A 24,876-nucleotide genomic window follows, 5' to 3' on the forward strand; every position below is an offset into this window, starting at 1 on the left:
GGTTTTGCGCGTGATCCTTGCCGAAACCCGGTTTCGGATCATGCGCTGCGGTGCAAGGAGTTTTTTCGTGCGCACCCCGGCAAGACCGCCGCTGGATGGCTTGAAGAAAAGGCTCGATCAAAGCCGGGCCGAGCGCGCACGCATGCCGCGCGACGGTTTCCTGCGCGAAACCTTCGTCCTGCCGCGCTCCGATGCGCGGCTCAAGGCCAAGGAATGGTTCGAGCGCTTTCCCAAGCAAGCCTACTGGACCGAGATCGAAAGCTGGTTCGAGCGCCCGGGCGACCTCATCGAGTTCACGATAAGGCGGTTGCCGGTGGCGGATTAGGATCCTATCACCAGACGCCTCGCCCCCGTGCCTTGCCTTGCCAGCCGGTCGCCCTTGTTCCGGAGCGGGCATTTGTCGATAGACATGCAGCCGCAGCCGATACAGTCGGTCAGCCCGTCGCGCAGTTTCTTCAACTGAGCGATCTTGTGGTCGAGCCCATCGCGCCAGGCGGTTGAAAGCAGGCTCCAGTCGTCGCGCGTCGGCGTGCGGCCTTCCGGCAGGGATGCCAGTGCCTCGCCGATCTCGGCGAGCGAGATACCGACCTCCTGGGCGATCCGGATGATCGCCACCCGCCGCAGCACGTCGCGGCCGTAGCGCCGCTGGTTGCCCGACGTGCGATGGCTGCGGATCAGCCCGCGCGCCTCATAGAAATGCAGCGCCGACACCGCGACGCCGCTGCGCATGGCCACCTGGCCGACCGTCAATTCCGTTACTGGAGCCATTTCCGACTTTTCCGCTTGACCTCAAGTTAAGTTGAGCTTGTAGCGAAGAAATGCTGATCGGGCAAATGACAGGAGAAGGCGATGTGCGCCTGGGTGAGAATGACCGGAGAAACCACTGTCGTCGGCGACGGCAAGAGCGCTGTCGACGGGCCGCCGATCCTATCCGAGCTGCCGGATGGCTTCGCCCGCCACCATGGCGACCGACAACGCGACGTTTATGCTGCGCGCGGCGCCCTGCATGGGGATGGTCAGCCGCGCGTCCGCCGCCTGATGGACAGGATCCGGCACGCCTGCGGATTCGCGGCCAAACAAGAGGATGTCGCCGTCGGCGAAGGTGAAGCCGGTGTAGGCGGCCGTGGCCTTGGTCGACAAGAGCACCAGCCGGTGCGCGCCGGCCTTGCGCCAATCCTCGAAGGCCTGCCAGTCGACATGGCGGGTCAGGGCAGCCATTTCGAGATAGTCCATGCCGGAGCGCCTGAGCGCCTTATCGGAGAGCGGAAAGCCGGCCGGCTCGATGATGTCGACGCCAAGCCCGAGGCACGCGGCGAAGCGCAGGATTGTCCCGGTATTGCCGGCAATGTCAGGCTGGTAGAGCGCGATGCGGAGACGACCGTTCATTTCCGCGTCCTTCTAATAAGTGGCAGATCGGCCACAGGGACCTCCCGGTTTTGGAAATTGCTGGACCTGCGGGTGGCCATTTTTTGCGAAGTCGGGTATACGGCCAGCATTGTCAACCCGAACCGATGGAGGGGTAATTCATGATGACCATGCACATCCAGCGCCCCTCTCGTGGGCTTACCTGCCTGCCGGCGGTTTCGGTACGACGATTCTCCTGACTCTCTAAGACTTGATCGCACCGATTCCCGCCGAAACACCTTTTCGGCTCTCGAAGGAATCCTGCGATGTTTTTCAAAAAGTCAAAAGGGCTGAACGCCCAATCTGAACATGTCCAGACCGACGCCTGGCGTCGTGTCCGGACCGACGCGACCCACGCCTCCGGCCGAATGCCGGCGGAGGATGTTGCTTCGCCTTTTTATCTCTATTTTCACACGGAGGACGGACCGATGTTCGATCCCTACAGAATACCGGGCTCCAGGAGCCTGCATATCCACCGGCTGCCGACCTGGGCGCTGCTGATCGGCGACACCTATTCGTCTGCGGTCCATGCCGAAGTCCGCCGCCGCCCGCATCGCGGCATGCTGCCGGATGTCGATTTCTCGCGCGCCGTTCCCGATCCGAGCCGGCCGTCTTTGGTGCGCCGGATCATCCGGCTGATCCGGCCGGGCGCGAAAAACCGGGCTGCCGGCACGGTGTCGGCAGGATCGGCAAACGCGCCTGTCGGCGAAAAGCCCGCGAACCCCTATATAGCGCGAAGCAGGGCCGACGGTCAGGGTGATTCCGGACCGTCGGCCCTCGGCGCCATGCGGGCCGGGGACCTCGTACGTCGCCAAGCCGCATAAGCGGAAAACAGATTTTACAGGCATGACTCATGTTGTTGTTTAGCTGGTTTGAAAGAAGGCTCGATCCGTTCCCCGCAGCGGAACCGGTCGAGCCGCCCAAGACCCTGGTGGCCTTCTGCCTGCATTATACGCGCGGGGCATGGCCCTATATCCTCATCGATGCGGTGCTGGTGACGGCGATCGCCATCGCGGAAGTGTGGATGTTCGGCTTCCTTGGCCGCATCGTCGACTGGCTGTCGGGGCAGAATCGCGAAACCTTCCTGCAGACGGAGGGCTGGAAGCTCGCCGGCATGGCCTTCATCGTGCTGTTCGCGCTGCCCGGCACGGTGTGGCTGCATTCGCTGCTCAACCAGCAGACGCTGATGGGCAACTATCCCATGCGCATCCGCTGGCAGGTGCACCGCTATCTGCTCAAGCAGTCGATGAGCTTCTACCAGGACGAGTTCGCCGGCCGCATCGCCACCAAGCTGATGCAGACGGCGCTCGCCGTGCGCGAATGCGTCATCAAGGTGATCGACGTCCTGAACTACGTCATCGTCTACTTCCTCGGCATGCTGTTCATCGTCGGTTCGGCGGACTGGCGGCTGGCCGCGCCGCTGGGCGTCTGGCTGGTCGGCTACGTACTGTTGCTGCGCTTCTTCATTCCCCGACTGGGCAAGGTCGGCGAGGAGCAGGCCAATGCGCGCTCGATCATGACCGGCCGCGTTGTCGACAGCTACTCCAACATCCAGACGGTCAAGCTGTTTTCCCATGCGCGCCGCGAGGCCACTTTCGCCAGGGAAGGCATGATGGGCTTCCTCGACACGGTCTACCGGTCGATGCGGCTGGTGACGGTGCTTTTCGGCACGCTCTACATATTGAACGCGCTGCTCCTGTTCTCGGTCACCGTCATCTCGCTGTGGCTGTGGATGGGGCAAGTGGTGACGATCGGCGCGGTCGCCGTGGTCATCGGCCTGGTGCTCAGGATGTGGGGCATGTCGCAATGGATCATGTGGGAGATGTCGGGCCTGTTCGAGAACATCGGCACGGTGCATGACGGCATCGCCTCGATCTCGCTGCCGCGCCTTGTCGAGGACAGGCCGGATGCGAAGGAGATCGCCGTCTCCAAGGGCGAGATCCGTTTCGAGGATATCCGCTTCCACTACGGCAAGCAGAAGGGCGTCATCGAAAACCTGTCGCTGGCGGTGAAGTCTGGCGAGAAGGTCGGCATTGTCGGCCGCTCGGGGGCCGGCAAGTCGACGCTGGTCAACCTCTTGTTGCGTTTTTACGACCTGGAGGGCGGCCGGATCCTGATCGACGGCCAGGAGATCGCCGGTGTGAAACAGGATTCGCTGCGGGCCCAGATCGGCATGGTCACGCAGGACACCTCGCTTTTGCATCGTTCGGTGCGCGAGAACATCCTCTATGGCCGCCCCGACGCCACCGAGGAGATGCTCGTCGAGGCGGCGCGGCGGGCCGAGGCTTTGGACTTCATCGGCGGACTTTCGGACCACAACGGCCGCAAGGGGTTTGACGCCTATGTCGGCGACCGCGGCGTCAAATTGTCCGGCGGCCAGCGGCAACGCATCGCCATCGCTCGCGTTATGTTGAAGGATGCACCGATACTTATCCTTGACGAGGCGACGTCGGCGCTGGATTCCGAGGCCGAGGCGGCCATCCAGGAGAATCTCTACAAGCTCATGCAGGGCAAGACCGTCATCGCCATCGCGCATCGGCTTTCGACCATCGCGGCGATGGACAGGCTCGTGGTGATGGATCAGGGTCGTGTCATCGAGGAAGGTTCGCACGACGAACTGGTCGCCAAGGGCGGGCTCTACGCGCAGCTCTGGCAACGCCAGTCGGGCGGGTTCCTGCTCGAGGACATACCGACCGAAGTCGCCAACGACGCAATTGCAAAGGGCCAAGCTGCCGAATGATGACAGCCGTCTATCGCTGGTTCGAGAACTGGGTCTATCCGTTCAGGGAGCCGGCGAATCTTCGGCCACCGGCGAGCGTCGGCGGTTTTCTCTGGCATTATGTCGGCCAAGCGAAATTCGCCTTCTTCGCCATGCTGGTCATAGGCGGCATCGCGCCGCTGGTCGAAGCCGGCCTGTTCTACTTCGTCGGGCGGCTGGTCGATATTCTCGACCAGCTTCCCGGCGAGCGCAGCTGGCATGCGCTGTGGACCGCCGCCGGCCCCGAACTGGTGTTCATGGTCGCGGTTGTGCTGGTCGTCCGCACCATCGTCGTCGGCCTGTCGGCGCTGGTCGACGAGCAGACGATCACGCCCGGCTTCTACAATCTGGTCCGCTGGCAGGCGCATCGCCACGTGTCGCGCCAGTCCTACGCATTCTTCCAGAACGATTTCGCCGGCCGCATCGCCACCAAGGTCTGGCAGGCGGGCCAGGCCACCGGCGACCTGATGGAGAGCTTCATCGAGGTCGTCTGGTTCATGCTCGTCTATACGGTCACGACGCTGGCGCTGGTCGCGGGGCTCGATCTCAGGCTGGCGGCGCTGGTGGTGATCTGGATCGTGGCCTTTGGCTGGCTGGCCAGGCTCTATTTGCCGGCGATCCGCAAACATGCCGAGGCGACCGCCGAGGCGGGCTCGATGATCAACGGCCGCATCGTCGATTCCTATTCCAACGTGCAGACGCTGAAGCTATTCGCGGCCGATGGCGACGACCGCTATATCAGGAACGGCTTCGACATCTATCTCGACGCGCTGCGGCCTTTCACCCGCAGGCTGACCGGCGTGCGCATGGCGCTGACGACCTTGTCGGGCATCATGATCACGGCGATCGGCTGTTTTGCCGTCTATCTCTGGGTCGAGGGCTCGATCACCGTCGGCGCGGTCGCCTTCACGCTGTCCCTGGTGCTCAGGCTCAACATGCTGCTCGGCCGGCTGATGATGCAGCTCAACAGCATTCTGCGCAATCTCGGCGTGCTGGAGAATTCCAAGGCGCTGATCTCGCAGCCGCTCGGGCTCACCGACGCACCCGATGCGAAGGAGCTCGTCGTCGCCGGCGGGCGCATCGACGTGAAGAATGTCGAGTTCCACTACGGCAAGGGGTTCGGTGTGCTGAACGGCATCGACCTTGTCGTGCGGCCGGGCGAGAAGGTCGGGCTGGTCGGGCCGTCGGGTGCGGGCAAAACGACACTCGCCAATCTGATCCTGCGGCTCTACGAGCTGGAAAGCGGCTCCATCGCCATCGATGGCCAGAATGTTTCCCGGGTGACACAGAACTCGTTGCGCGCCAATATCGGCGTCGTCAGCCAGGACACCGCCCTGTTCCACCGCTCGCTGCGCGACAACATCAAGCTCGGCATGCCCGACGCGACCGATGCCGAGGTGATCGCGGCGGCGAGGAAGGCCGAGGCGCATGATTTCATCCTGGGCCTGCGGGACAACAGGGACCGTGCCGGCTACGAGGCCTTTGTCGGCGAGCGCGGCGTGAAACTGTCGGGCGGCCAGCGCCAGCGCGTGGCGATCGCGCGTGTCTTCCTCAAGGACGCGCCGATCCTGATCCTCGACGAGGCGACCTCGGCGCTCGATTCCGACATCGAGGCGGCGATCCAGGAGAACCTCACCCGGCTGATGGAGAACAAGACGGTCATCGCCATCGCCCACCGGCTGTCGACGATCGCCGCGCTCGACCGCCTGGTGGTGCTGGATGGCGGCCGCATCGTCGAACAAGGCACGCATGACGAACTTGTGGCGCTCGACGGGCTCTATGCGCGGCTGTGGAAGCGGCAGTCCGGCGGCTTCCTCTATCACGAGGAAAGCGTGCTCGAAGAGACGCGGCCGGCGGAGTAGGCGCATGGGTGGATCGCTCAGGGCCAGCCCAGGGATCGGTTATGAGCTCAAGCGGCTCCGGCCAACCACGCCGGCCTTCGACGGGCTGAAGGACGAGAGCCGGCTGGAAGGCTACTGGATGCTGGTGCGCCTGGCGGATGGCTGGTCCAGTGGCCGTAACAAGTTCCTGAAGCGAGGCGAGGCGCTGTTCGGGGCATGGCATGGCCGCGACCTCGCCGGTGTCTGCGGGCTGAACATCGATCCTTATGTCGAGGGCAGGAGCCATGGCCGGGTCCGGCACCTGTTCGTCGGCGCGCCTCACCGTCGCGCCGGCCTTGGCCGCATGCTGGTCGAGGCCGTCATCGATCGGGCACGCCGCTATTTCACCGTGTTGAACACCCGCGCGCCGCGGGAAGCCTTCATTTTTTATGAACGGCTTGGCTTTGAGCGCGTGGAAGGCGAAGAATTCGTCACCCATCGCATGGTGTTCGGAAAGGGGAACTGAAATGTCCTTGCGTCCGCCATCTCATCTTGCCGGCGCCTCGGCCGCTGAAGCGGCCTTCGATGCGCTTGGCCATGAGGTCCTGGCCGAGAAGGCGGCCGCGCTCGGCCGTGCCGGACAGCGCGTGGAAGAAACCCTGGCCAGGCTGCGCGACAATGGCGACGAGCAGTCGCGCCCCCTTCTGCTCAAGGAGGCGGCCGCCGCGGTGCATGGCTATTTCATCCAGCGAGAACTGTGCGGCCTGCGAAGGCACGACGCCGTGATCCGCGAATACGACATCCCCAAAGCCGTCCTGGTCAGGCTTGGCGCCATGTAGGGGACTTTTTGTCGACCATAATCTTTTCCGAAAACCGGGTCCCACTTTTCGGGATCATGGTCACTCCAGCCATTTCGTGATGAAGCTGCCGTTCTCGTGGATGTCGGTGGTCTCCAGCGGCCCCGGACCGAGATTGGTGAATTTGTGCGGCGTGTGAGGCGGCACGATGACGATCTGGCCGGCGGAGGCCTCGATTTCCCTGTCGCCGATGGTGAACAGGCCGGCGCCCTGGCGGATGATGAAAATCTCCGCGTAGGGATGGGAGTGCAGCCGAGGGCCGCCGCCGACATCGGGCAGGTAGTTGAAGATCAGGCAGGAGTTGGAGCCGTAGGCACCGCATTGCAGCTCGCCGTTCCAGCGGTCGGGACGAACGACCCATTCCTCACGGTCGATGACGTGCGCCATGCCAGGGAAGATAGATCACACCGGTGTCCTGAGTCGAGGTAAACAAGGACGCCCGATTTTGCTGATATTTCCCGGTTGTTTAGCGTCCTTTCGCGGCCGTTCCCCGCCTTGCCGCGCAATAGGGGATTTTGTCCCCGCGACAATCTGCCCTTGTGCCTTGACCCGTCTGGACAAAAACGGGCTTCACGCATAAACCGAAGTCCAAATGCCGGAGGAATTCGCTAGCCTGTTCGCCATGCGCTGTCGGGTTGGCGTGATTGAGCGGGGAACAAGGCTCGGCCACCGGCGCGGAAGAGGCGAAAGGATCAGGCACCCGTGAGCGCAACCGACATCCACGATCCCAATCGTCGAGATTTTCTTTACGTCGCCACCGGCATGGCGGCCGTGGTCGGAGCCGGTGCCGTCGCCTGGCCGTTCATCGACCAGATGCGCCCCGATGCCTCGACGCTGGCGCTCGCCTCGGTTGAAGTCGACGTCGCCTCGCTGACGCCGGGCATGTCCTTGATCGTCAAGTGGCGCGGAAAGCCGGTGGTGGTGCGCAACCGCACCGAAAAGGAAATGAAGGACGGCGAGGCCGTCAACCTTTCCGATCTCAAGGATCCGATCGCCCGCAACGCCAATCTGCCGGCCGACGCACCGGCGACCGACGCCAACCGCACCACGCCCGGCAAGGAAGCCTGGATGGTGATGGTTCAGGTCTGCACGCATCTGGGCTGCATCCCGCTCGGCCAGGAAGGCGATTTCGGCGGCTGGTTCTGCCCATGCCACGGTTCGCAATACGATACCGCCGGCCGCATCCGCAAAGGCCCGGCGCCAGAGAACATGGCTGTGCCGGTATTCAAGTTCATTTCCGATACCAAGATCCTTATCGGTTGAGGCAGGGGATATTTCGATGAGCGAGGGACACTCGACCTATACGCCCAAAACCGGTCTCGGACGCTGGTTCGACGCCCGCATGCCGCTGCCGCGGCTGGTTTATGACAGCTTCATCGCCTATCCGGTGCCGCGCAACCTCAACTATGCGTGGACCTTCGGCGGCATCCTGTCGATCATGCTGGTGGCGCAGATCCTGACCGGCATCGTGCTGGCCATGCACTACTCGAACGACACCACGCTCGCCTTCGATTCGGTCGAGAAGATCATGCGCGACGTGAATTCCGGCTGGCTGTTGCGCTACATGCATGCCAACGGCGCCTCGTTCTTCTTCGTCGCCGTCTATATCCACATTTTCCGAGGTCTCTATTACGGCTCCTACAAGACACCGCGCGAACTGCTGTGGATCCTGGGCTGCATCATCTACCTCCTGATGATGGCGACCGGCTTCATGGGCTACGTGCTGCCGTGGGGGCAGATGAGCTTCTGGGGCGCCACCGTCATCACCGGCTTCTTCAGCGCCATACCGCTGGTCGGCGAGTGGATCCAGCAATTGCTGCTTGGCGGCTTCGCCGTCGACAATCCGACGCTCAACCGCTTCTTCGCGCTGCACTATCTGCTGCCGTTCATGATCGCAGGCGTTGTCGTGCTGCACGTCTGGGCGCTGCATGTCGTGGGCCAGTCGAACCCGACCGGCATCGAGGTCAAGTCGAAGACCGACACCGTCGCCTTCACGCCCTACGCGACGATCAAGGACGCGTTCGGCATGATCGTGTTCCTGTTCTTCTTCGCCTATTTCGTCTTCTACCTGCCGAACTATCTCGGCCATCCGGACAACTACACGGTCGCCAACCCGCTGAAGACCCCGGCCCACATCGTCCCTGAATGGTACTTCCTGCCGTTCTACGCGATCCTGCGCGCCATCACGTTCAACATCGGGCCGATCAACTCCAAGCTCGGCGGCGTGCTGTGCATGTTCGGCGCCATCGCCATGCTGTTCCTGGTGCCGTGGCTCGACACTTCCAAGGTGCGCTCGGCCGTCTACCGGCCCTGGTACAAGCTGTTCTTCTGGCTGTTCGTGGCCGATGCCATCCTGCTTGGCTGGCTGGGCTCGCAGCCGGCGGAAGGCAGCTATGTGTTCATGGCGCAGATGGCAACGCTGTTCTACTTCGCCTTCTTCCTGATCATCATGCCGGTCCTCGGCCTGATCGAGACGCCGCGCAGGCTGCCGAACTCGATTACCGAGGCGGTTCTGGAGAAGAACAAGGGTGGCAGCGGGCATCCGGCGGGCGCCACGGCCGCACCACAGACCAAGGGCTGAGCGGTAGAGAATCTAAGGGGATTTGGCATGAAAAAGATTCTCACCTCGCTTGCGCTGATCGGCCTTGTGGCCGCCGGCACCGCGGCGTTCGCGGCCGAAGAGGCGCACAATGCGGCGGCTCCGACGCATTTCCCGATCAACGAGCCGAAGGAGATGGGCTGGAGCTTCACTGGCCCGTTCGGCACCTATGACAAGGCGCAGCTGCAGCGCGGCCTGAAGGTCTACAAGGAAGTCTGCTCGGCCTGCCATTCGATGAACCTGGTGGCGTTCCGCACGCTGTCGGACCTCGGCTACAACGACGCGCAGATCAAGACGCTGGCGGCCGAATACACCATCCATGACGGCCCCAACGATGCCGGCGACATGTTCGACCGTCCCGGCAAGCCGTCGGACCATTTCCCGGCGCCGTTCGCCAATGAGCAAGCCGCTGCTGCCTCCAATGGCGGCGCTGCCCCGCCCGACATGTCGCTGCTGGCCAAGGCGCGCGGCGTCGAGCGCGGCTTTCCGCAGTTCGTCTTCGACATCTTCACCCAGTATGACGCCGGCGGTCCCGACTACATCCATTCGCTGCTGACCGGCTACGACCAGACGCCGCCGGCCGGAATGGTCATCCCGGAAGGCACGCACTACAACCCGTACTTCATGTCGGGCGTGTCGCTGAAGATGCCCAAGCCGCTCTCCGACGGCCAGGTGACCTATGACGACGGCTCGCCACAGACCGTCGACCAGTATTCCCGCGATGTGGCTGCCTTCCTGACATGGGCAGCCGAGCCGCACATGGAGGCCCGCAAGAAGATGGGCTTCCGCGTGCTGGTGTTCCTGCTTCTGTTCGGCGCGCTCGTCTACCTGACCAAGCGCAAGGTGTGGGAAGGCGTGGCGCACTAAGGCCGCGTCGGTACCTGAAAATGCAAGGGCGCCGAAAGGCGCCCTTTTCTTTTCGGCCGCTTACCGGCAAAACTGTAAGGCAACGGAACAATTGCCCATGAAATCCTCCCTGGAAGAGACCCTGCTGTCGGCCATCCGCACCATCCCCGATTACCCCAAGCCAGGCATCCTGTTTCGCGACATCACCACGCTGCTTGGCAATGCGCGCGCCTTTCGCCGCGCCATCGACGAGCTGGTGCATCCCTATGCCGGGCAGAAGGTCGACAAGATAGCCGGCATCGAGGCACGCGGCTTCATCCTGGGTGGCGCCGTCGCCCATCAGCTCTCGGCCGGCTTCGTGCCGATCCGCAAGAAGGGCAAGCTGCCCTATGAGACGGTGCGCGTCGCCTACAGCCTGGAATACGGGCTGGACGAGATGGAGATGCACAAGGACGGCGTTTCACCGGGCGAGAAGGTGATCCTGGTCGACGATCTGATCGCCACCGGCGGCACGGCGGAAGCGGCGGTCAGGCTTCTGCGCCAGATCGGCGCCGATATACTGGCGGCATGCTTCGTCATCGACCTGCCGGATCTGGGTGGCCGCGCCAAGCTCGAGGCGCTGGGTGTTCCGGTAAGGACGCTGATCGGGTTCGAGGGACATTAGATCTTTCCCTCGCCCGGTTTGCGAGGAGGGAGGCGAGCAACGCGAGCGGAGCAGGGGGAGGGGTATAGTACGACCGTCGAGTGCAAGACACCACCGCTGGCGCCGCCCTCATCCGCCCTTCGGGCACCTTCTCCCCGTAAACGGGGCGAAGGAAGAAATCACTCCACTTTCACCAGCACGGCGCTCTCAAACTCCAGCACCTTGTCGCCGGTCGAATCGAAAGCTTCCGAGCGCAGCGACAAAAGCCGCCAGCCGGGGCGTGACGAGATCGGGCGGTGGGACAGCGCGGTGCGGGTGAAGGTGACGGTCTCGCCGGCGAAGACCGGTTTCAGCCATTTCAGGTTCTTGAAGCCGGGCGAAGGGCCGAATTCGGGCGCCGGGCCAGGACCGGTCCACTCGGCGCCCATCCGGCTTTCGAGGTTGAGCTTCATCCAGGTGGCGGCGGTGTGCCAGCCGGAGGCGCAGAGCCCGCCGAGCAGGCTTTTCCTGGCCGCCTCCTCGTCGATGTGGAAGATCTGAGGGTCGTATTTGCGGGCAAACGCCTTGATCGCCTCGGCTTCGAACTTGTGCGAGCCGAGCGTCATCGTAGTGCCGATGCGGAAGAATTCGTCCAGGGTCATGCCGCTTTCCCCGCCGCGTCACGCGTCAGGAACATGACGGAGTTCTCAAGCTCGAAGACGCTTTCGCCACGCTGGTTGACCAGCTCGCTGCGCAAGGTGACGAAACCGAGATCCGGCTTCGACTTCGACAGGCGCTTGGCAAGCACGACCATGGTGCCGACCAGCCTGTCGCCAGCCAGGACCGGCTTCTTCCACCTGACCTGGTCGACGCCGGGCGCACCCTGGCAGGTGGAGTCCAAGAGGAACGCGTCGCACCACATGCGCATGAACATGGCGCAGGTGTGCCAGCCGGAGGCCGAGAGGCCGCCCAGGATGCTGGCCTTGCCGGCTTCCTCGTCGAGATGCATGGGCTGGGCATCGAACTCGCTGGCGAATTCGATGATCTCGGCGGCGGTTACCTGTTTGGTGCCGAGGTCGAACGAGGCACCCTCGACGAAATCCTCATAGGCCCATGTCTTTCCGGTCATGGTCTGGAATCCCTGCGGAACGCCCGACCCGCATGGATCGGCAAACCCGGATGCAGGCCAGGGGCGATTTGGTCAAGTCCTTTCTGGTGAGCCAGCGTGAGGCAGCGGGCACCCGCGGCAGCGGTCAGAGCCAGCCGCGGCGGCGGAAATACCAGAAGGGCAAGATCGCCGACAGGATCATCAGGCCGATGGCGAAGGGATAGCCAAGCTCCCATTTCAGCTCGGGAATGATATCGAAATTCATGCCGTAGATCGAGGCGACCAGCGTCGGTGGCAGGAAGATGACGGCGGCGACAGAAAAGATCTTGATGATGGCGTTCTGCTCGATCGAGATCATGCCGAGCGTGGCGTCGAGCAGGAAGGAGATCTTCTGCGACAGGAAGGTGGCGTGGTCGGCGAGCGACAGCACGTCGCGCGACAAGGTCTTGATGCGGGCGCGCACATCCTTGCTCATCTTGGTCTGGGTGGCGACATGGGCGAGGAAGCCGGCGAGGCGCTGCAGCGAGATCAGGCTGTCGCGGACGGAAGAGGTGATGTCCTCCTTGCGGCCGATGGCTTTGAGCAATTCCTGAAAGTCGCGGTTGCGCTTCGACACCTTGGTCGAGCGTGCCTCGAAAATGTCGCGCGAAATCCCCTCGATGTCGCGGCCTGCGCGCTCAAGGATGTCGGCGAGACGGTCGACGATCGCCTCCAGCAGGCCGATCAGGATGGTGTCGCCGCTGGTGCAGCCGGTCGCCACCTTCTCGGCGCGCAGCGGGAAGGTCTTGAAGGCCTTGGGTTCATGATAGCGAATGGTGATCAGCCTGTTGCCGGCGAGCGCGAAGGTGACCGGCGACATCAGGGGATCGTCGACCTCGGTCTGCGCGGGCAAGGTGGCGGTCATGAAGTAGGCGCCGTCCTCGATGTAGAGGCGGCTGGAAATCTCGATCTCCTCCATCTCCTCGCGGGTCGGGATGGCGACCCCGAGCCAGCTTTCGATGGTGGCCTCTTCCTCCTTGGTCGGATTGACCAGGTCGGCCCAGACGACCCTGTCGCCATCCGCCTGCAGGTCGTCGACGACGCGCAGGCGATCATTGTCCACGACAAATGCCTTGATCATCGCCAGATCTCCCCTGCGAAGGTGCGTTCGGATTGCGCGTCGTGTCGGATTGCACGGCTCTTCGTCGTGTGCGCGACCGTGTGCCTGCCGCTTAGACCCGTGGCATGACAAAATCAAGACAAGCCCACCGGGGACAGGCCGCCATCGGCCGCTCAGAAAAACTCGTCGAGGACCCGATACCAGGAAAGCTTCGCCGGCTCTGCTTGCCGTGGTCCGTAGCGTTCGAGAAAGGGCTCTATCCAGGTTTCGCCGATGTTATAGCGGATGCTCCAGCAGGCGAGCGCCAGATCCTGGTGGCGATCGGCGACGCCCAGCCGGCCGCAATCGATGAAACCGCTGAAACGGCCCCGGGCAGCCATGACATTCGGCAGGCAGGCATCGCCATGGGTAACGACAAGATCCTCGCTTGCTGGCCTCAGCGCCTCAAGCTCGGCGAAGGCTTTTGCAGCGCTCCAGCCCTGCCTCTCATCGTCGAAATCGTCTTCGTCGACGACGCCGGCCTCCATGCGCGATCGCGCGGCCGCGATGCGCCTGAAGAGGCGATGGTCGAAGGGGCAGGAGCCGATATCCAGCGCGTGCAGGTCGCGAAGCGCGCTGGCCATGATCTCGATGACATCAGCCGGATCGATCGGCGCCGACGCCAAATCCTCGCCGGCGACGGCCGACATCAGCAGCCAGTCGTGACCGGCATGGCTTTCCATGGCGATCACATCGGGGCAGGCGATGCCTTGTCCGGCAAGCCAGCGCAACCGCGCGGCTTCATCGGCGAGTTCGGCAAACGGACCGTTCCGCTCGCATTTCAGGAACAGGGCCGGCTTGTCGTCGGCCACCAGTCGGAACACGCCGGCCTGTGATCTGCCGATGGTTTGCCGGTGCCAGCGATAGCCGGAGAGCCTGTTCTTCAGCTCCCGCGGCAGTTCATTTTCGGAGACGAAGTTCATCGACAGGGATCGGCAGGCCGGGGATTGGGAGACCGGGCTCTGGTGTCCGGCCTCCCGATATCCCTATCTGGCGTTCGGCAGGATCTGGTGCAGCACGATGGCCCAGACGGCGCCGAAGGCGATGGACGAGCCGAGAATGTACTGCACGATATCCGGAAGCGTCTTGACGAAATCCGGCGGCGCCAGCGTGGCAAACAGTGCCATCAGGATCGGCAGGCCGATGACCAGCATGTTCCTCTCGGTCAGCGGCGTGCCGCGCACCACGCGAAAGCCGTTCATGGCGATGACGACGCACAGCACGCCGAAGACGCCGCCGATGACCGGTCCCGGGATCGAGGCGATGACCGCTGACAGCTTGCCGATCAGCCCGAACAGCACCAGGAAGATGCCGGCCGCGGCAAAGGCGGCGCGACTGGCGATGCCGGTGATGGCGATGATGCCGGCATTGGAAGAGTAGCCGGTGACCGGCGTGCTGCACAGCAGGGCGCTGACCAGGCAGCCGAGGCCTTCGCCGGTGGCGCCCCGGTCGAGCTGTTCATCCGACAACGGCTTGTCGATGACGGCGCCGACCGCGAACCAGGTGCCGGTGGTTTCGGCCAGGACGACGATATAGACGATCAGCATCGTCAGCGTCGCCGACAGCGAGAAGGTCACGTCGAGGTTGAGGAACGCAATGCGCGGCATGGAAAACCAGGTCGCGGCGGAAACGCCCGTCATGTCCAGCTGGCCCATGAAGGCGGCCGCGACGCTGCCGGCCACAAGCGCGATGATGACGGAAAGCAGGCGCAGCCACGCGCCTTTCGCGCCAAGCGCCATGCCGGTCAGCATGCAGCCGACAAGCACCGCCGCCGCGATGAAGGCGAGGATGATGTTGCCGCCGACGGTGGCGGTGCCGTGGACGGCGAACACGCTTTCCTTGAGTGCCACCGGCATCAACGCGACGCCGACCACGATGATGATGGCGCCGCCGACGATGGGCGGCACGAAACGGTTGACGAGGCGATGGAAGATCCTTGTCGGCGACCCGAGCAGCATGACCAGTATGGCGCCGGGAATGAGCGCGCCGATCACCGCCGACAGCCCGCCAACGCCACCGCCAGCACCGAAGGCGATCGCAAGCACCGCGCCGATCGGGACGAAGGACGGTCCTTGCACCACAGGCAGTCGCATCAGGAGCTGCGATTGGATCAGCGTCGCGATGCCCGCCGCCACGAAGGCCGACTGGATGAAGGCGCCGGCATCGCCGACGCTGAAGGCGAGCACCGATGCGATGATGAACGGCACGATGTAGACGTCCATCGCCAGCACATGCTGGAGGCCGAGCAAGGCGGCCTTGCCCAGGGGCAACGGATCGTCCGGCTGGGCGATCAAAGTGATTTCTGGCGCAACGCGTTCCATGATGTCCCCTCTGGAAATCTCAACACGATCATGTGATCAGTCGCCGGCAAAGGACAGCGGCGCTAAGGTTTGCCAACTGTTTTTTAGTGGGCCACGCAGTGACGGTCTCACGCGCCAGCGCAACCGGAGCGACAGATGACAAGAGAACCTTTCACGCTGCTCGGCACCGCCTTCCACACGCCGGAGCGCGGCAGGCTGGAAGTGCTGGAAGATCATCTTTTCAGCATCGATGCGCAGGGGCGGATCGCCGAGATCCTGGCGCCCGGCCATCCGGACCATGCGGCGCGGGTAAGCGATGCCAGCCTGTCCGGTACGCTGGTGCGGCTTGCCGACGGCCAGTTCCTGCTGCCCGGCCTGGTCGACCTGCACATCCATGCGCCGCAATGGCCGCAGATGGGCAAGGCGCTCGATGTGCCGCTCGAGATCTGGCTGCAGAAATATACATTTCCGCTCGAGGCCCGCTACGCGGACGTCGACTATGCCCGCGAGGTCTATGCCGATCTGGTCGACAATCTTCTGGCCAACGGCACCACCACGGCGCTCTATTTCGCCACCGTCCATGTCGAGGCGAGCCTGGCGCTTGCCGGGATTTGCCTGGAAAAGGGTCAGCGCGCCCTGGTGGGCAAGGTGGCGATGGACGATGCCCAGCAGTGCCCGCCCTTCTACCGCGATGCCGATGCGGCGAGTGCCGTTTCGGACACCAGGCGGTTCATCGTGGCGGTCCAGTCACTGGATTCGGGCGAGAGGCCGCTGGTCCAGCCGGCGATCACGCCGCGCTTCATCCCGAGTTGCACGGATGCGGCCTTGCGGGGACTGGGTGAACTCGCGACGGAATTCGGCTGCCATGTGCAGACGCATTGCTCGGAGAGTGACTGGGCAAAGCAATTCGTGGAGGAGCGCTTCGGTCAGACCGATGCGGCCAGCCTGGACGGTTTCGGCCTGCTCACCCGCCACACCATCCTGGCGCATTCGAATTTCATCGACGGGCAGGACATGGACCTCATCAGGGAGAAGGGTGCCGGCGTCGCCCATTGCCCGCTCTCAAATGTCTACTTCGCCAATGCGGCGTTCCCGCTGCGCGTGGCACTCGACCGGCAGATGCATGTCGGACTGGGAACGGATGTTTCGGGGGGCTACAGCCCCTCTCTGTTCGACGGCTGCCGGCACGCTCTGTCGGCGTCGAGGACGCTGCATAGCGGCGTGCATGCCGGCCTGCCGCCCGAGCAGCGCGGCGCCCCCGGCGAGCCGATCACGCATCAGGAGGTGTTCTGGCTGGCGACCGCCGGCGGCGCCGAAGCGCTCGACCTGCCGACAGGCAGCTTTCGCGTCGGGCACGAATTCGACGCGCTGTTGATCGACACCAAGGCAAGCGCCTCGAACATCCGCATCAACGCCGGCGACGACACGCTTGACGATGTCTTCCAGAAGATCGTGCTCAACGCGGCGCGGGCGAATATCGCCAGGGTCTGGGTGAGCGGCCGGATGGTGGCGGGGCAATAGAAGGGCGGCGTCCCGCCAATCGACCTAGACGAGAACAATTCCAGGAAAAGTGTGAGCGGTTTTCCGTCCGGAACTGCGTCAAAACAAAGAGCTAGAGCGGTTCGCCGTTTCCGCGAAACGGTGAAATGCTCTAGGCGCGCGCTGTTTCCGCAGCGGCCTCGCTTTTCGGCTTGAGCAGCATGTCCTTGGCGGCAATCAGCGCGCCAACCGTGATCAGCGCGCAAGCGAGCGCCACGGACCAATGGAAGACGCCGAAGCCCGCCAGCAGCAGCACGATCACCGAGAACAGCGGCGCGGCATACGAGATCGCGCCCAGGATCATGATGTCTCCGTGCTTGCAGCCATAGTCCCATGCGTAGAAGCCGGCGCCGAGAGGGATCACGCCCAGAACGGCGATGGCGCTCCATTGCGTCGGTGTTTGCGGCCAGACCGTGGTCTCAAGCGTGAGGTGCAGCGTGAAGGCGACCGCCGCGGTGATGAGGCAGTAAACCGCGACCACATCGGTCGGAACCTGGCCAAAGCGGCGCGACAGGACGGAATAACCGGACCAGACGAAAGCACAGAACAGCGCGATGACGTGGCCCGGTTTCACCCCGTCGGCGAGCCCGACGCTTCCGCCCTTCGTGATGACGACGATGGCGCCTGCCAGGCCGAGGACCACACCGGCAATATGGTGAGGTTTAAGCCGTTCTCCCGGCAGGAAGGCGGCGAAGACAACGATCAGCAATGGCCAGAGATAGGCGATCAGGCTCACTTCAACGGGCGGGGCCGACTGGATCGCGAAAAAGTAGGCACAATGGTAGATGCACAGCCCTGCCGTGCCGATTGCCCAGACCTGCCATGGCTGCCGCAGCGACCTGATCGCCGAGGGCCGAACGATCCAACTGGCCGCTCCGACGGAGCCGCCGAGCAGAAATGTCATGGCGGCGAGTTGAAAGGGCGGAATCGGTCCGGCCGCGGTCGAAAGCAGCGCGAGGAACGACCAGGTCAGAATGGCCGAGAAACCGACCAGGGTTGGGATTGTCCTGTTCATGTTCGCCCTTCCGCTTCATTGACGGGATAGCGGAAAGGACCGGCCGATGGCAGCCGCGTACGGCCTCACCCTGTCGGGAATGCGACGCGGCTGTTCACGTGTTGAACTTGAACAGCATGATGTCGCCGTCCTGGACGACATATTCCTTGCCTTCGTCGCGCGCCTTGCCGGCTTCCTTGGCCGCCACTTCGCCGCCCAGCGTGACGAAGTCGTTGTAGGCGATGGTCTGGGCGCGGATGAAACCGCGCTCGAAATCGGTGTGGATGACGCCGGCGGCCTGCGGGGCCTTGTCGCCCTTGTGGATGGTCCAGGCGCGCGTCTCCTTCGGCCCGACGGTGAAATAGGTGATGAGATGCAAAAGCTCATAGCCGGCGCGGATCACCTTGTTGAGGCCCGGCTCGTCGAGGCCGAGCGAGGACAGGAATTCCATCTCTTCCTCGTCGGAGAGCTGGGCGACCTCGGCCTCGATCGCGGCCGAGATCACCACCGTGCCGGCGCCCTGCGCGGCTGCCATCTTCTCCACGGCCCGGGTGTGCTCGTTGCCGGTGGCGGCATCGGCCTCGGCGACGTTGCAGACATAGAGCACGGGGTGCGACGTCAGGAGGTTCAAGCCCTGCAGGATGCGCAAGTCTTCGGCCGAGATGCCTTTGAGCAGCACGCGGGTCGGTTTGCCCGCCTGCAGCAGCTCGAGCGCGGCCTCCATCATCGGCAGCACGGTCACCGCTTCCTTGTCCTTGCTGCCGGCGCGCTTGCGGATCTGGACGATGCGGCGCTCCAAGCTGTCGAGGTCGGCGAGCATCAGCTCGGTCTCGACCGTCTCGGCGTCGGCGACGGGGTCGATGCGGCCCTCGACATGGGTGATGTCGTCATCCTCGAAGCAGCGCAGGACGTGCACGATGGCGTCGACCTCGCGGATGTTGGCGAGGAACTGGTTGCCCAGCCCTTCGCCCTTGGAGGCGCCGCGCACCAGGCCGGCAATGTCGACGAAGGAGATGCGGGTCGGAATGATCTCCTTCGACTTGCCGATGGCCGCGATCTTCTGCAGGCGCGGATCGGGCACCGCCACCTCGCCGGTGTTCGGTTCGATGGTGCAGAACGGATAGTTGGCGGCCTGCGCCGCCGCCGTCCTGGTCAACGCATTGAAGAGCGTCGACTTGCCGACGTTGGGCAAGCCAACGATGCCGCATTTGAAACCCATTGTGTCCGGTCCTATCGGGAAAACGAAATTTGATGAGGGCTATGGGCGATAGGGGTGATCAACGTCAAGCCCTGTAAGGCCGCATGCGTGGCGCTCAGTCCTTGTTGCCGAAGAGTTTCTTCAGCATGGCGGCCATCGGGCCGGATTCCGGCAATTTGACCGCCGGCTGCTGCGGACGCGCCTGACGGACGTGACTTTGCTGCTTGGGTTCCTGCTTGCGCGCCGGCTTTTCCGGCTCGGCCGCGGCCTTGCCCTGGACGGCGAGGGCGGCCTTGTTCATGAAGCCGGATTCGTCGCCCTTGACGATCATGGCGGCGTTGTCGGCGATCGATTCGAGCAAGGGATCGAGCCATTCGCGGTCGCCCTTGGCGAAATCGCCGAGCACATGGTGCTGGACCATTTCCTTGACGCCGGGATGGCCGACACCGATGCGCACGCGGCGATAGGCGTTGCCAACATGGCCGTCGATCGAGCGGATGCCGTTGTGGCCGCCGGCGCCGCCGCCGGTCTTGATGCGCAGCTTGCCTTCGGCAAGGTCGATCTCGTCATAGAAGACGGTGAGCGCGGAAACATCGAGCTTGTAGAAGCGCAAGGCTTCGCCGACCGACTGGCCGGACAGGTTCATGAAGGTCTGCGGCTTGATCAGGATAATCTTTTCGCCGCCGAGCGTGCCCTCGGCGATCAGGCCCTGGAATTTCTTCGACCAGGGCGAAAAGGAATGGCGGCGGGCGATAGCGTCCGCCGCCATGAAGCCGACATTGTGCCGGTTATCAGCATATTTCGCGCCCGGATTGCCGAGGCCTGCAAAGACAAGCATCGTCTGCTCCGGGCGGGAAAGAGTTACTTCTCTTCGGCGGCGGGAGCCGCCTCAGGTGCGGCCTCGGCCGTCTCTTCCGTCTCCGGCTTCATCGCCGACGAACCGGCAATGGTCGCGATGGTGAAATCGCGATCGGAGATCACCGGCTTGACGCCGGCCGGCAGCTTGACCGCCGAGATGTGGATCGAGTCGCCGATATTGGTGCCGGTGAGATCGACGGTGATGAATTCCGGGATCGCATTGGCCGGGCAGTGGAACTCGACTTCGTGACGCACGATGTTGAGCACGCCGCCGCGCTTGATGCCTGGCGACTTGTCCTCATTGATGAAGTGGACAGGCACGTCGACATTGACCTCGGTGTCCTTGCCGATGCGCAGGAAGTCGACATGGACGGGGAAATCCTTGACCGGGTCGAGCTGGAAGTCCTTCGGCAGGACCTGGATCTTCTTGCCGTCGACATCGATCGTGGCGACCGTGGTCAGGAACCCGCCGCCATGGATCTTGTAGTAGATGTCCTTGTAGGTGAGAGCGATCGCCAGGGGAGGCTGCTTGTCACCATAGATTACTGCAGGCACTTTACCGTTGCGGCGAACTGCACGGGCGGACCCCTTACCGACCTGTTCGCGCGCTTCGGCCTTGAGCTCGTAAGTATCGTGGCTCATGGCTTTTCCTTTCGCGTGTTATGGAGCGTTCGCGGTGGGCAATGTGCCCGAGCCGTAAACGTCGAAAGCCGCCGGTCCTGGATTTCCGAATGAAGGCTACCGCTTCGAGACGGACCTTTTGTTCGGGATCACAAGGGAAGGCAGCCTTCCGCCGCGTTGCCTCCAAGGGTGTCTACGCGGGTGGCGGCTCTATAGCGGAAGGCAGCGACAGGCGCAAGCGGCGGCGGGAAGGGCTGACTACCGGTCGCCGCTCAACGCGTCGCGCAGCGCCTGGACCTGCCGGTTCAGTGTATCGAGCCCGGCCAGCGTCATGCCCGAACGCTCGATCAGTGTCTCGTTCAGGCAGTTGCACTGGACGAGCAGCGCGCGCCCGGCTGCCGTCAGGTCGACCTGGACCTGGCGCTCGTCGGTCTGGCTGCGCTGGCGGGTGACAAGGCCGGCCTGTTCCATGCGCTTGACCAGCGGCGTGACGGTGCTCGATTCCAAGGCCAGCCGGTGGGCGATCCCGCCGACCGACATGCCATCGGCCTCGCCCAGTGCGTTCAGCACGAGATATTGCGGATAGGTTATCCCCATCTCGTCCAGCATCGGCTTGTAGGTGCGGTTGATCGCCATGCTGGTGGCATAGAGCGTGAAGCAGAGCTGGTTGTCCAACGGGAGAGGCACGACGCGTTCCTTGTTTGCCGACGCAGGAAATCCGGTACCACGAAAAATGATATCGCGATACATGTTTTTGGTGGACAGGGGTTCAAGGCTGCGCTAGCCATATAGATATCGCGATATTGTTTATCGCGAAAACAATCAAAGGAGATTGAGATGGCTTCGCAGACAAAATCCGGTTCCGGCAGCGGCACGATCACCACCAAGGACGGCACGCAGATCTTCTACAAGGATTGGGGAACCGGCCAGCCCATCGTCTTCCATCATGGCTGGCCGCTGAGCAGCGACGACTGGGACGCCCAGATGCTGTTCTTCCTGGCACAAGGCTACCGCGTCATCGCCCACGACCGGCGCGGCCATGGCCGCTCGACGCAGACGGATATCGGCAACGAGATGGACACCTACGCCGCCGATGTCGCCGAACTCGCGGCGCATCTCGACCTCAAGAACGCCATCCATGTCGGCCATTCGACCGGCGGCGGCGAAGTGGCGCGCTATGTGGCGCGGTACGGCTCGGGCGGCCGCGTTGCCAAGGCGGTGCTGATCGGCGCTGTGCCGCCGATCATGCTCAAGACGGCGGCCAATCCAGGCGGCCTGCCGATCGAGCTCTTCGACGGGTTCCGCGCTGCCCAGGCGGCCAATCGCGCCCAGTTCTTCCGCGACGTTCCGGCCGGTCCGTTCTATGGCTTCAACCGCCCGGGTGCCGAGGTCTCGCAGGGCGTCGTCGACAATTGGTGGCGTCAGGGAATGATGGGCGGCACCAAGGCGCATTATGATTGCATAAAGGCGTTCTCGGAAACCGACTTCACCGAGGATCTGAAGGCAATCGGCGTGCCGGTGCTGGTCATGCATGGCGATGACGACCAGATCGTTCCGATCGCCGACTCGGCGCTGCTCTCGATCAAGCTGCTCAAGAAGGGCGAGCTCAAGGTCTACAAGGGTTTTCCGCACGGCATGGCGACAACCCACGCGGATGTCATCAACGCCGACCTGTTGGCCTTCTTCAAGGCGTAGTGCCTTCTGATCGATAGACAGAGCACCCGCCCATCCGGGCGGGTGCTCTCATCTGAGTTCGGATCGGCCAGGTCAGGCCGCCGCCTGCGCCTTCCGGGCTTCCTTCATGTTGGGCAGGAACACCGTCAGCAGGCCCAGGAACGGCAAATACGAGCAGACCTGGAAGACGAAATCGATGCCCTTCATGTCGGCGACGACGCCGAGCACGGCCGCCGCGATGCCGCCCATGCCGAAGGCGAAGCCGAAGAAGATGCCGGCGATCATGCCGACGCGGCCCGGCACCAGTTCCTGCGCGAACACGACGATGTTGGAGAAGGCCGACGACAGGATCAGTCCGATCAGCACGGTCAGCACCATCGTCCATTCCAGATTGGCGTAGGGGAGCGCCAGCGTGAAGGGCAGGACGCCGACGATCGAGAACCAGATCATCGCCTTCTGTCCGTAGCGGTCGCCGAACGGGCCGCCGAGCAGGATGCCGAGCGCCGAGGCGCCGAGGAACAGGAACAGCATCACCTGGCTCATCTGCACCGACACCCCGAACTTATGGATGGAATAGAAGGTGTAGTAGCTGGCGAGGCTGGCGATGTAGGCGTTCTTGCTCAGCACCAGCAAGGTCAGCACGATCAATGCCGACATCACCTTGCGGCGCGGGAAGGGCGAGACGAAGCTTGCCGCCTTGCGGTTGCCTTGCGCGGCGCGCAGACGGCTGTACCAGCCGCCGACCTGCCACAGGATGACAATGCCGATCAGCGAGCCGACGGCAAACCAGGCGATGCTGGTCTGGCCGAACGGCACGACGATGAAGGCGGCCAGCAAGGGGCCCATGGACTGGCCGAAATTGCCGCCGACCTGGAACAGCGACTGTGCCAGGCCGAACCGGCCGCCAGACGCGAAACGGGCGATGCGCGAGGATTCCGGATGGAAGATCGCCGAGCCGATGCCGATCAGCGAGGCGCCGATCAGGAGCAGGTAGTAGTGGCCGGCATAGGCCAGCACGACCAGCCCGATCAGCGACGCCGCCATGCCGTAAGGCAGGGAATAGGGCATCGGCCGCTTGTCGGTGATCATGCCGATGATCGGCTGCAGCAGGGACGCCGTGACCTGGAAGGTGAAGGTCAAAAGGCCGATCTGCCAGAAGTCGAGGCCGTAATTGTCTTTCAGGAGCGGGTAGATGGCCGATAGCAGCGACTGCATGATGTCGTTGATGCAATGGCACAGGCTCACCGCCAGGATGACTGTGAAGGCCGTCGCCTGGGCTGAAGCGTGACTGGCGCTCGTGGATGGCGCGACGCTGGCGGCTGTCGTATCGGTCAAGGTAGGCTCCGTGGTCTTTTTGGCGGGCACGCCCGCGGGCAATCTGGCGGCCGCTCCTGCGGCTGCCTTAGGACGGTTGCCTTATAAGCTGCTTGCAGGGCGACTTCTTTCGTGGTTTGGTCCAATAGTTTCGCGAGTGGGCCATAGCCGATGCCACATGGCAGGGAAATCTTCCACGCCGGTAACGCCGATCTCGGCAAGTTGCACGAGAGCCGCTGGCAGTGGCTGGAACAAGTGGCCGGGCCGGCGGTCGCGTTGCCGACCGAATATCCTGACGGCTACCATGTGCCGCAACATCGACACAGCCGCAGCCAACTGCTGCACGCGTTGGTCGGCGTCGTGCTGGTGACGACGCGGCACGGGCGCTGGATGGTGCCGCCCGACCATGCGATGTGGATTCCGGCCGGCATCGAACATTCCGTCGAGATGCTGGGCGACGTGTCGATGCGCTCGGTCTATGTCATGCCTGGTGCGATCCCCGGGCTGCCCGAAGGCTTGCGCGTCGTCGGCGTCACCGAGCTGATGCACAGCCTGATCGTGGAATCGGAGAAACTGCCGCAAGGCGGCGAGTTGGAAGGACGCGGCGGGCTGATCATGAACCTGCTGCTGCATGAAATCCCGACCTTGCCGGAACGGCCGCTCGGGCTCCCATTCCCGTCCGATCCGAGGCTGGCGGCGCTGTGCCGGCGCTTCGTCGCAGCGCCCTCGCCGCACGCAACGATCGACGAATGGGCCGATGCCGCCGGGATGAGCCGCCGTTCCTTCACGCGCGCCTTCCAGCGCCAGACCGGCCTGTCCTTGTCGACATGGCGGCAGCAGGCGTGCCTGTTCGCCGCGCTGCCGAGGCTCGCCGATGGCGAGCCCATCACCAGGGTGGCGCTCGACCTGGGCTATGACAGCGTGCCGGCCTTCATCACCATGTTCAAGCGCATGCTGGGCTCCTCGCCGCGCGGGTATATGCGCGGCGCGCGCGACAATGGCGAAAGTGTTCGCCGGCCAAACGTGCCGGCGCGGCTGGAAGGCCCTGTAGCCTAGGGCAATTCCAGGACAAGTGTGGGCGGTTTTCCCGGGACAAGCGCGTAGCGCCTGCCCTTGGGAATTGCGTCAAAACGAAGAGTTGGAGCGGTCCGCTGTTTCCATGAAATGGTGGAAACGCTCCAGACTAGAGCGTGTTGCTGTTGATTTGAATCGGTTGGGATTCACGC

General features: G+C 63.6%; 27 protein-coding genes. 13 read left to right on the forward strand and 14 right to left on the reverse strand.

What is annotated here, in order from left to right:
* The first annotated feature begins 67 nt into the window (after positions 1 to 67).
* The gene (locus EB230_RS11385; protein ID WP_027030665.1) at positions 68 to 325 is read left to right on the forward strand and encodes a hypothetical protein; all 258 of its coding nucleotides are present in this window, start codon (positions 68 to 70) and stop codon (positions 323 to 325) included.
* Here EB230_RS11385 and soxR read toward each other — a convergent pair.
* Together soxR and EB230_RS11395 are read right to left on the reverse strand one after the other, a co-directional pair.
* Positions 322 to 768, reverse strand: a complete 447-nt coding sequence (gene soxR / locus EB230_RS11390; protein WP_056578013.1) for a redox-sensitive transcriptional activator SoxR — start codon at positions 766 to 768, stop codon at positions 322 to 324. The genes EB230_RS11385 and soxR overlap by 4 nt on opposite strands.
* 159 nt (positions 769 to 927) lie before the next feature.
* Complete coding sequence (locus tag EB230_RS11395; RefSeq protein WP_056578010.1) at positions 928 to 1,386, reverse strand: tRNA (cytidine(34)-2'-O)-methyltransferase; 459 nt, start codon at positions 1,384 to 1,386, stop codon at positions 928 to 930.
* Between the two features lie 446 nt (positions 1,387 to 1,832).
* Between EB230_RS11395 and EB230_RS11400 the strand changes: the two genes are divergently transcribed.
* Genes EB230_RS11400 through EB230_RS11420 form a run of 5 tightly spaced genes read left to right on the forward strand, consistent with a single transcriptional unit; the run spans position 1,833 to position 6,821 of the window.
* Positions 1,833 to 2,228: a hypothetical protein gene (locus tag EB230_RS11400; protein WP_246738933.1), complete on the forward strand. Its 396-nt coding sequence runs from the start codon at positions 1,833 to 1,835 to the stop codon at positions 2,226 to 2,228.
* Positions 2,229 to 2,257: 29 nt separating this feature from the next.
* Positions 2,258 to 4,144, forward strand: coding sequence for an ABC transporter ATP-binding protein (locus tag EB230_RS11405; protein WP_056578006.1), 1,887 nt, complete (start codon positions 2,258 to 2,260; stop codon positions 4,142 to 4,144).
* Complete coding sequence (locus EB230_RS11410; RefSeq protein ID WP_172372320.1) at positions 4,141 to 6,024, forward strand: ABC transporter ATP-binding protein; 1,884 nt, start codon at positions 4,141 to 4,143, stop codon at positions 6,022 to 6,024. Before EB230_RS11405 ends, EB230_RS11410 begins: the two co-directional genes overlap by 4 nt.
* 4 nt (positions 6,025 to 6,028) lie before the next feature.
* On the forward strand, positions 6,029 to 6,508 hold the full coding sequence (locus EB230_RS11415; RefSeq protein ID WP_172372323.1) for a GNAT family N-acetyltransferase: 480 nt from the start codon (positions 6,029 to 6,031) through the stop codon (positions 6,506 to 6,508).
* A 1-nt stretch (position 6,509) separates the two neighbouring features.
* Positions 6,510 to 6,821, forward strand: a complete 312-nt coding sequence (locus tag EB230_RS11420; RefSeq protein ID WP_056578000.1) for a DUF6665 family protein — start codon at positions 6,510 to 6,512, stop codon at positions 6,819 to 6,821.
* A 60-nt stretch (positions 6,822 to 6,881) separates the two neighbouring features.
* Here the strand turns inward: EB230_RS11420 and EB230_RS11425 are convergent, their stop codons facing one another.
* Positions 6,882 to 7,226 carry a cupin domain-containing protein gene (locus EB230_RS11425; protein ID WP_172372325.1) on the reverse strand — a complete coding sequence of 115 codons (345 nt, stop codon included), beginning with the start codon at positions 7,224 to 7,226 and terminating at the stop codon, positions 6,882 to 6,884.
* Positions 7,227 to 7,541: 315 nt separating this feature from the next.
* Between EB230_RS11425 and petA the strand changes: the two genes are divergently transcribed.
* From petA to EB230_RS11445, 4 genes are all read left to right on the forward strand, one after another.
* Positions 7,542 to 8,102 carry a ubiquinol-cytochrome c reductase iron-sulfur subunit gene (gene petA / locus EB230_RS11430; protein ID WP_010911121.1) on the forward strand — a complete coding sequence of 187 codons (561 nt, stop codon included), beginning with the start codon at positions 7,542 to 7,544 and terminating at the stop codon, positions 8,100 to 8,102.
* 16 nt (positions 8,103 to 8,118) lie between these two features.
* Positions 8,119 to 9,420 carry a cytochrome b N-terminal domain-containing protein gene (locus EB230_RS11435; protein WP_056577996.1) on the forward strand — a complete coding sequence of 434 codons (1,302 nt, stop codon included), beginning with the start codon at positions 8,119 to 8,121 and terminating at the stop codon, positions 9,418 to 9,420.
* 27 nt (positions 9,421 to 9,447) lie between these two features.
* A complete protein-coding gene (locus EB230_RS11440; protein ID WP_056577994.1) occupies positions 9,448 to 10,305 on the forward strand; it encodes a cytochrome c1 in 858 nt (285 codons plus the stop codon).
* Between the two features lie 97 nt (positions 10,306 to 10,402).
* Positions 10,403 to 10,948, forward strand: coding sequence for an adenine phosphoribosyltransferase (locus EB230_RS11445; protein WP_056577992.1), 546 nt, complete (start codon positions 10,403 to 10,405; stop codon positions 10,946 to 10,948).
* A gap of 158 nt (positions 10,949 to 11,106) precedes the next feature.
* On the opposite strand, the gene EB230_RS11450 is transcribed toward EB230_RS11445, so the two are convergent.
* From EB230_RS11450 to EB230_RS11470, 5 genes are all read right to left on the reverse strand, one after another.
* Complete coding sequence (locus tag EB230_RS11450) at positions 11,107 to 11,568, reverse strand: MaoC family dehydratase (RefSeq protein ID WP_172372327.1); 462 nt, start codon at positions 11,566 to 11,568, stop codon at positions 11,107 to 11,109.
* Positions 11,565 to 12,035 carry a MaoC family dehydratase gene (locus EB230_RS11455; protein ID WP_172372330.1) on the reverse strand — a complete coding sequence of 157 codons (471 nt, stop codon included), beginning with the start codon at positions 12,033 to 12,035 and terminating at the stop codon, positions 11,565 to 11,567. The genes EB230_RS11450 and EB230_RS11455 overlap by 4 nt, the downstream gene beginning before the upstream one ends.
* 124 nt (positions 12,036 to 12,159) lie before the next feature.
* Positions 12,160 to 13,134 carry a magnesium/cobalt transporter CorA gene (corA, locus tag EB230_RS11460; protein ID WP_172372332.1) on the reverse strand — a complete coding sequence of 325 codons (975 nt, stop codon included), beginning with the start codon at positions 13,132 to 13,134 and terminating at the stop codon, positions 12,160 to 12,162.
* Positions 13,135 to 13,286: 152 nt separating this feature from the next.
* Positions 13,287 to 14,075, reverse strand: coding sequence for an APH(3')-II family aminoglycoside O-phosphotransferase (locus tag EB230_RS11465; protein ID WP_172372335.1), 789 nt, complete (start codon positions 14,073 to 14,075; stop codon positions 13,287 to 13,289).
* 63 nt (positions 14,076 to 14,138) lie between these two features.
* Positions 14,139 to 15,473 (reverse strand): solute carrier family 23 protein, encoded by a 1,335-nt coding sequence (locus EB230_RS11470; RefSeq protein ID WP_172372337.1) that lies wholly within the window; start codon positions 15,471 to 15,473, stop codon positions 14,139 to 14,141.
* 135 nt (positions 15,474 to 15,608) lie between these two features.
* Between EB230_RS11470 and guaD the strand changes: the two genes are divergently transcribed.
* Positions 15,609 to 16,973, forward strand: coding sequence for a guanine deaminase (guaD, locus tag EB230_RS11475; protein ID WP_172372340.1), 1,365 nt, complete (start codon positions 15,609 to 15,611; stop codon positions 16,971 to 16,973).
* A 130-nt stretch (positions 16,974 to 17,103) separates the two neighbouring features.
* Here the strand turns inward: guaD and EB230_RS11480 are convergent, their stop codons facing one another.
* The 5 genes from EB230_RS11480 to EB230_RS11500 form a co-directional block, all read right to left on the reverse strand.
* A complete protein-coding gene (locus EB230_RS11480) occupies positions 17,104 to 18,006 on the reverse strand; it encodes an EamA family transporter (protein ID WP_056577978.1) in 903 nt (300 codons plus the stop codon).
* A 94-nt stretch (positions 18,007 to 18,100) separates the two neighbouring features.
* Positions 18,101 to 19,204 carry a redox-regulated ATPase YchF gene (gene ychF, locus EB230_RS11485; protein ID WP_172348948.1) on the reverse strand — a complete coding sequence of 368 codons (1,104 nt, stop codon included), beginning with the start codon at positions 19,202 to 19,204 and terminating at the stop codon, positions 18,101 to 18,103.
* Between the two features lie 94 nt (positions 19,205 to 19,298).
* The gene (gene pth / locus EB230_RS11490; RefSeq protein ID WP_056577974.1) at positions 19,299 to 20,021 is read right to left on the reverse strand and encodes an aminoacyl-tRNA hydrolase; all 723 of its coding nucleotides are present in this window, start codon (positions 20,019 to 20,021) and stop codon (positions 19,299 to 19,301) included.
* A gap of 23 nt (positions 20,022 to 20,044) precedes the next feature.
* Positions 20,045 to 20,683 carry a 50S ribosomal protein L25/general stress protein Ctc gene (locus tag EB230_RS11495; RefSeq protein ID WP_140777316.1) on the reverse strand — a complete coding sequence of 213 codons (639 nt, stop codon included), beginning with the start codon at positions 20,681 to 20,683 and terminating at the stop codon, positions 20,045 to 20,047.
* Between the two features lie 237 nt (positions 20,684 to 20,920).
* The gene (locus EB230_RS11500; protein ID WP_056578359.1) at positions 20,921 to 21,349 is read right to left on the reverse strand and encodes a MarR family transcriptional regulator; all 429 of its coding nucleotides are present in this window, start codon (positions 21,347 to 21,349) and stop codon (positions 20,921 to 20,923) included.
* A gap of 150 nt (positions 21,350 to 21,499) precedes the next feature.
* Between EB230_RS11500 and EB230_RS11505 the strand changes: the two genes are divergently transcribed.
* A complete protein-coding gene (locus EB230_RS11505; protein WP_172372342.1) occupies positions 21,500 to 22,357 on the forward strand; it encodes an alpha/beta hydrolase in 858 nt (285 codons plus the stop codon).
* Positions 22,358 to 22,429: 72 nt separating this feature from the next.
* Here EB230_RS11505 and EB230_RS11510 read toward each other — a convergent pair whose 3' ends face one another.
* Positions 22,430 to 23,671, reverse strand: coding sequence for an MFS transporter (locus EB230_RS11510; protein ID WP_056578357.1), 1,242 nt, complete (start codon positions 23,669 to 23,671; stop codon positions 22,430 to 22,432).
* A 150-nt stretch (positions 23,672 to 23,821) separates the two neighbouring features.
* Here EB230_RS11510 and EB230_RS11515 point away from each other — a divergent pair, with 150 nt between their 5' ends.
* Positions 23,822 to 24,706 carry a helix-turn-helix transcriptional regulator gene (locus EB230_RS11515; RefSeq protein WP_056577968.1) on the forward strand — a complete coding sequence of 295 codons (885 nt, stop codon included), beginning with the start codon at positions 23,822 to 23,824 and terminating at the stop codon, positions 24,704 to 24,706.
* Positions 24,707 to 24,876: the final 170 nt, after the last annotated feature.

Source organism: Mesorhizobium sp. NZP2234 (assembly GCF_013170765.1).
Taxonomy (GTDB): Bacteria; Pseudomonadota; Alphaproteobacteria; order Rhizobiales; family Rhizobiaceae; genus Mesorhizobium; species Mesorhizobium loti_D.

Bases quoted from the DNA above. Each gene is read 5' to 3' on its own strand.
- soxR (WP_056578013.1), bottom strand. From the start codon at position 768: ATGGCTCCAGTAACGGAATTGACGGTCGGCCAGGTGGCCATGCGCAGC.
- EB230_RS11395 (WP_056578010.1), bottom strand. From the start codon at position 1,386: ATGAACGGTCGTCTCCGCATCGCGCTCTACCAGCCTGACATTGCCGGC.
- EB230_RS11400 (WP_246738933.1), top strand. From the start codon at position 1,833: ATGTTCGATCCCTACAGAATACCGGGCTCCAGGAGCCTGCATATCCAC.
- EB230_RS11405 (WP_056578006.1), top strand. From the start codon at position 2,258: ATGTTGTTGTTTAGCTGGTTTGAAAGAAGGCTCGATCCGTTCCCCGCA.
- EB230_RS11410 (WP_172372320.1), top strand. From the start codon at position 4,141: ATGATGACAGCCGTCTATCGCTGGTTCGAGAACTGGGTCTATCCGTTC.
- EB230_RS11415 (WP_172372323.1), top strand. From the start codon at position 6,029: ATGGGTGGATCGCTCAGGGCCAGCCCAGGGATCGGTTATGAGCTCAAG.
- EB230_RS11420 (WP_056578000.1), top strand. From the start codon at position 6,510: ATGTCCTTGCGTCCGCCATCTCATCTTGCCGGCGCCTCGGCCGCTGAA.
- EB230_RS11425 (WP_172372325.1), bottom strand. From the start codon at position 7,226: ATGGCGCACGTCATCGACCGTGAGGAATGGGTCGTTCGTCCCGACCGC.
- EB230_RS11435 (WP_056577996.1), top strand. From the start codon at position 8,119: ATGAGCGAGGGACACTCGACCTATACGCCCAAAACCGGTCTCGGACGC.
- EB230_RS11440 (WP_056577994.1), top strand. From the start codon at position 9,448: ATGAAAAAGATTCTCACCTCGCTTGCGCTGATCGGCCTTGTGGCCGCC.
- EB230_RS11445 (WP_056577992.1), top strand. From the start codon at position 10,403: ATGAAATCCTCCCTGGAAGAGACCCTGCTGTCGGCCATCCGCACCATC.
- EB230_RS11450 (WP_172372327.1), bottom strand. From the start codon at position 11,568: ATGACCCTGGACGAATTCTTCCGCATCGGCACTACGATGACGCTCGGC.
- EB230_RS11455 (WP_172372330.1), bottom strand. From the start codon at position 12,035: ATGACCGGAAAGACATGGGCCTATGAGGATTTCGTCGAGGGTGCCTCG.
- corA (WP_172372332.1), bottom strand. From the start codon at position 13,134: ATGATCAAGGCATTTGTCGTGGACAATGATCGCCTGCGCGTCGTCGAC.
- EB230_RS11465 (WP_172372335.1), bottom strand. From the start codon at position 14,075: ATGAACTTCGTCTCCGAAAATGAACTGCCGCGGGAGCTGAAGAACAGG.
- EB230_RS11470 (WP_172372337.1), bottom strand. From the start codon at position 15,473: ATGGAACGCGTTGCGCCAGAAATCACTTTGATCGCCCAGCCGGACGAT.
- guaD (WP_172372340.1), top strand. From the start codon at position 15,609: ATGACAAGAGAACCTTTCACGCTGCTCGGCACCGCCTTCCACACGCCG.
- EB230_RS11480 (WP_056577978.1), bottom strand. From the start codon at position 18,006: ATGAACAGGACAATCCCAACCCTGGTCGGTTTCTCGGCCATTCTGACC.
- ychF (WP_172348948.1), bottom strand. From the start codon at position 19,204: ATGGGTTTCAAATGCGGCATCGTTGGCTTGCCCAACGTCGGCAAGTCG.
- pth (WP_056577974.1), bottom strand. From the start codon at position 20,021: ATGCTTGTCTTTGCAGGCCTCGGCAATCCGGGCGCGAAATATGCTGAT.
- EB230_RS11495 (WP_140777316.1), bottom strand. From the start codon at position 20,683: ATGAGCCACGATACTTACGAGCTCAAGGCCGAAGCGCGCGAACAGGTC.
- EB230_RS11505 (WP_172372342.1), top strand. From the start codon at position 21,500: ATGGCTTCGCAGACAAAATCCGGTTCCGGCAGCGGCACGATCACCACC.
- EB230_RS11515 (WP_056577968.1), top strand. From the start codon at position 23,822: ATGCCACATGGCAGGGAAATCTTCCACGCCGGTAACGCCGATCTCGGC.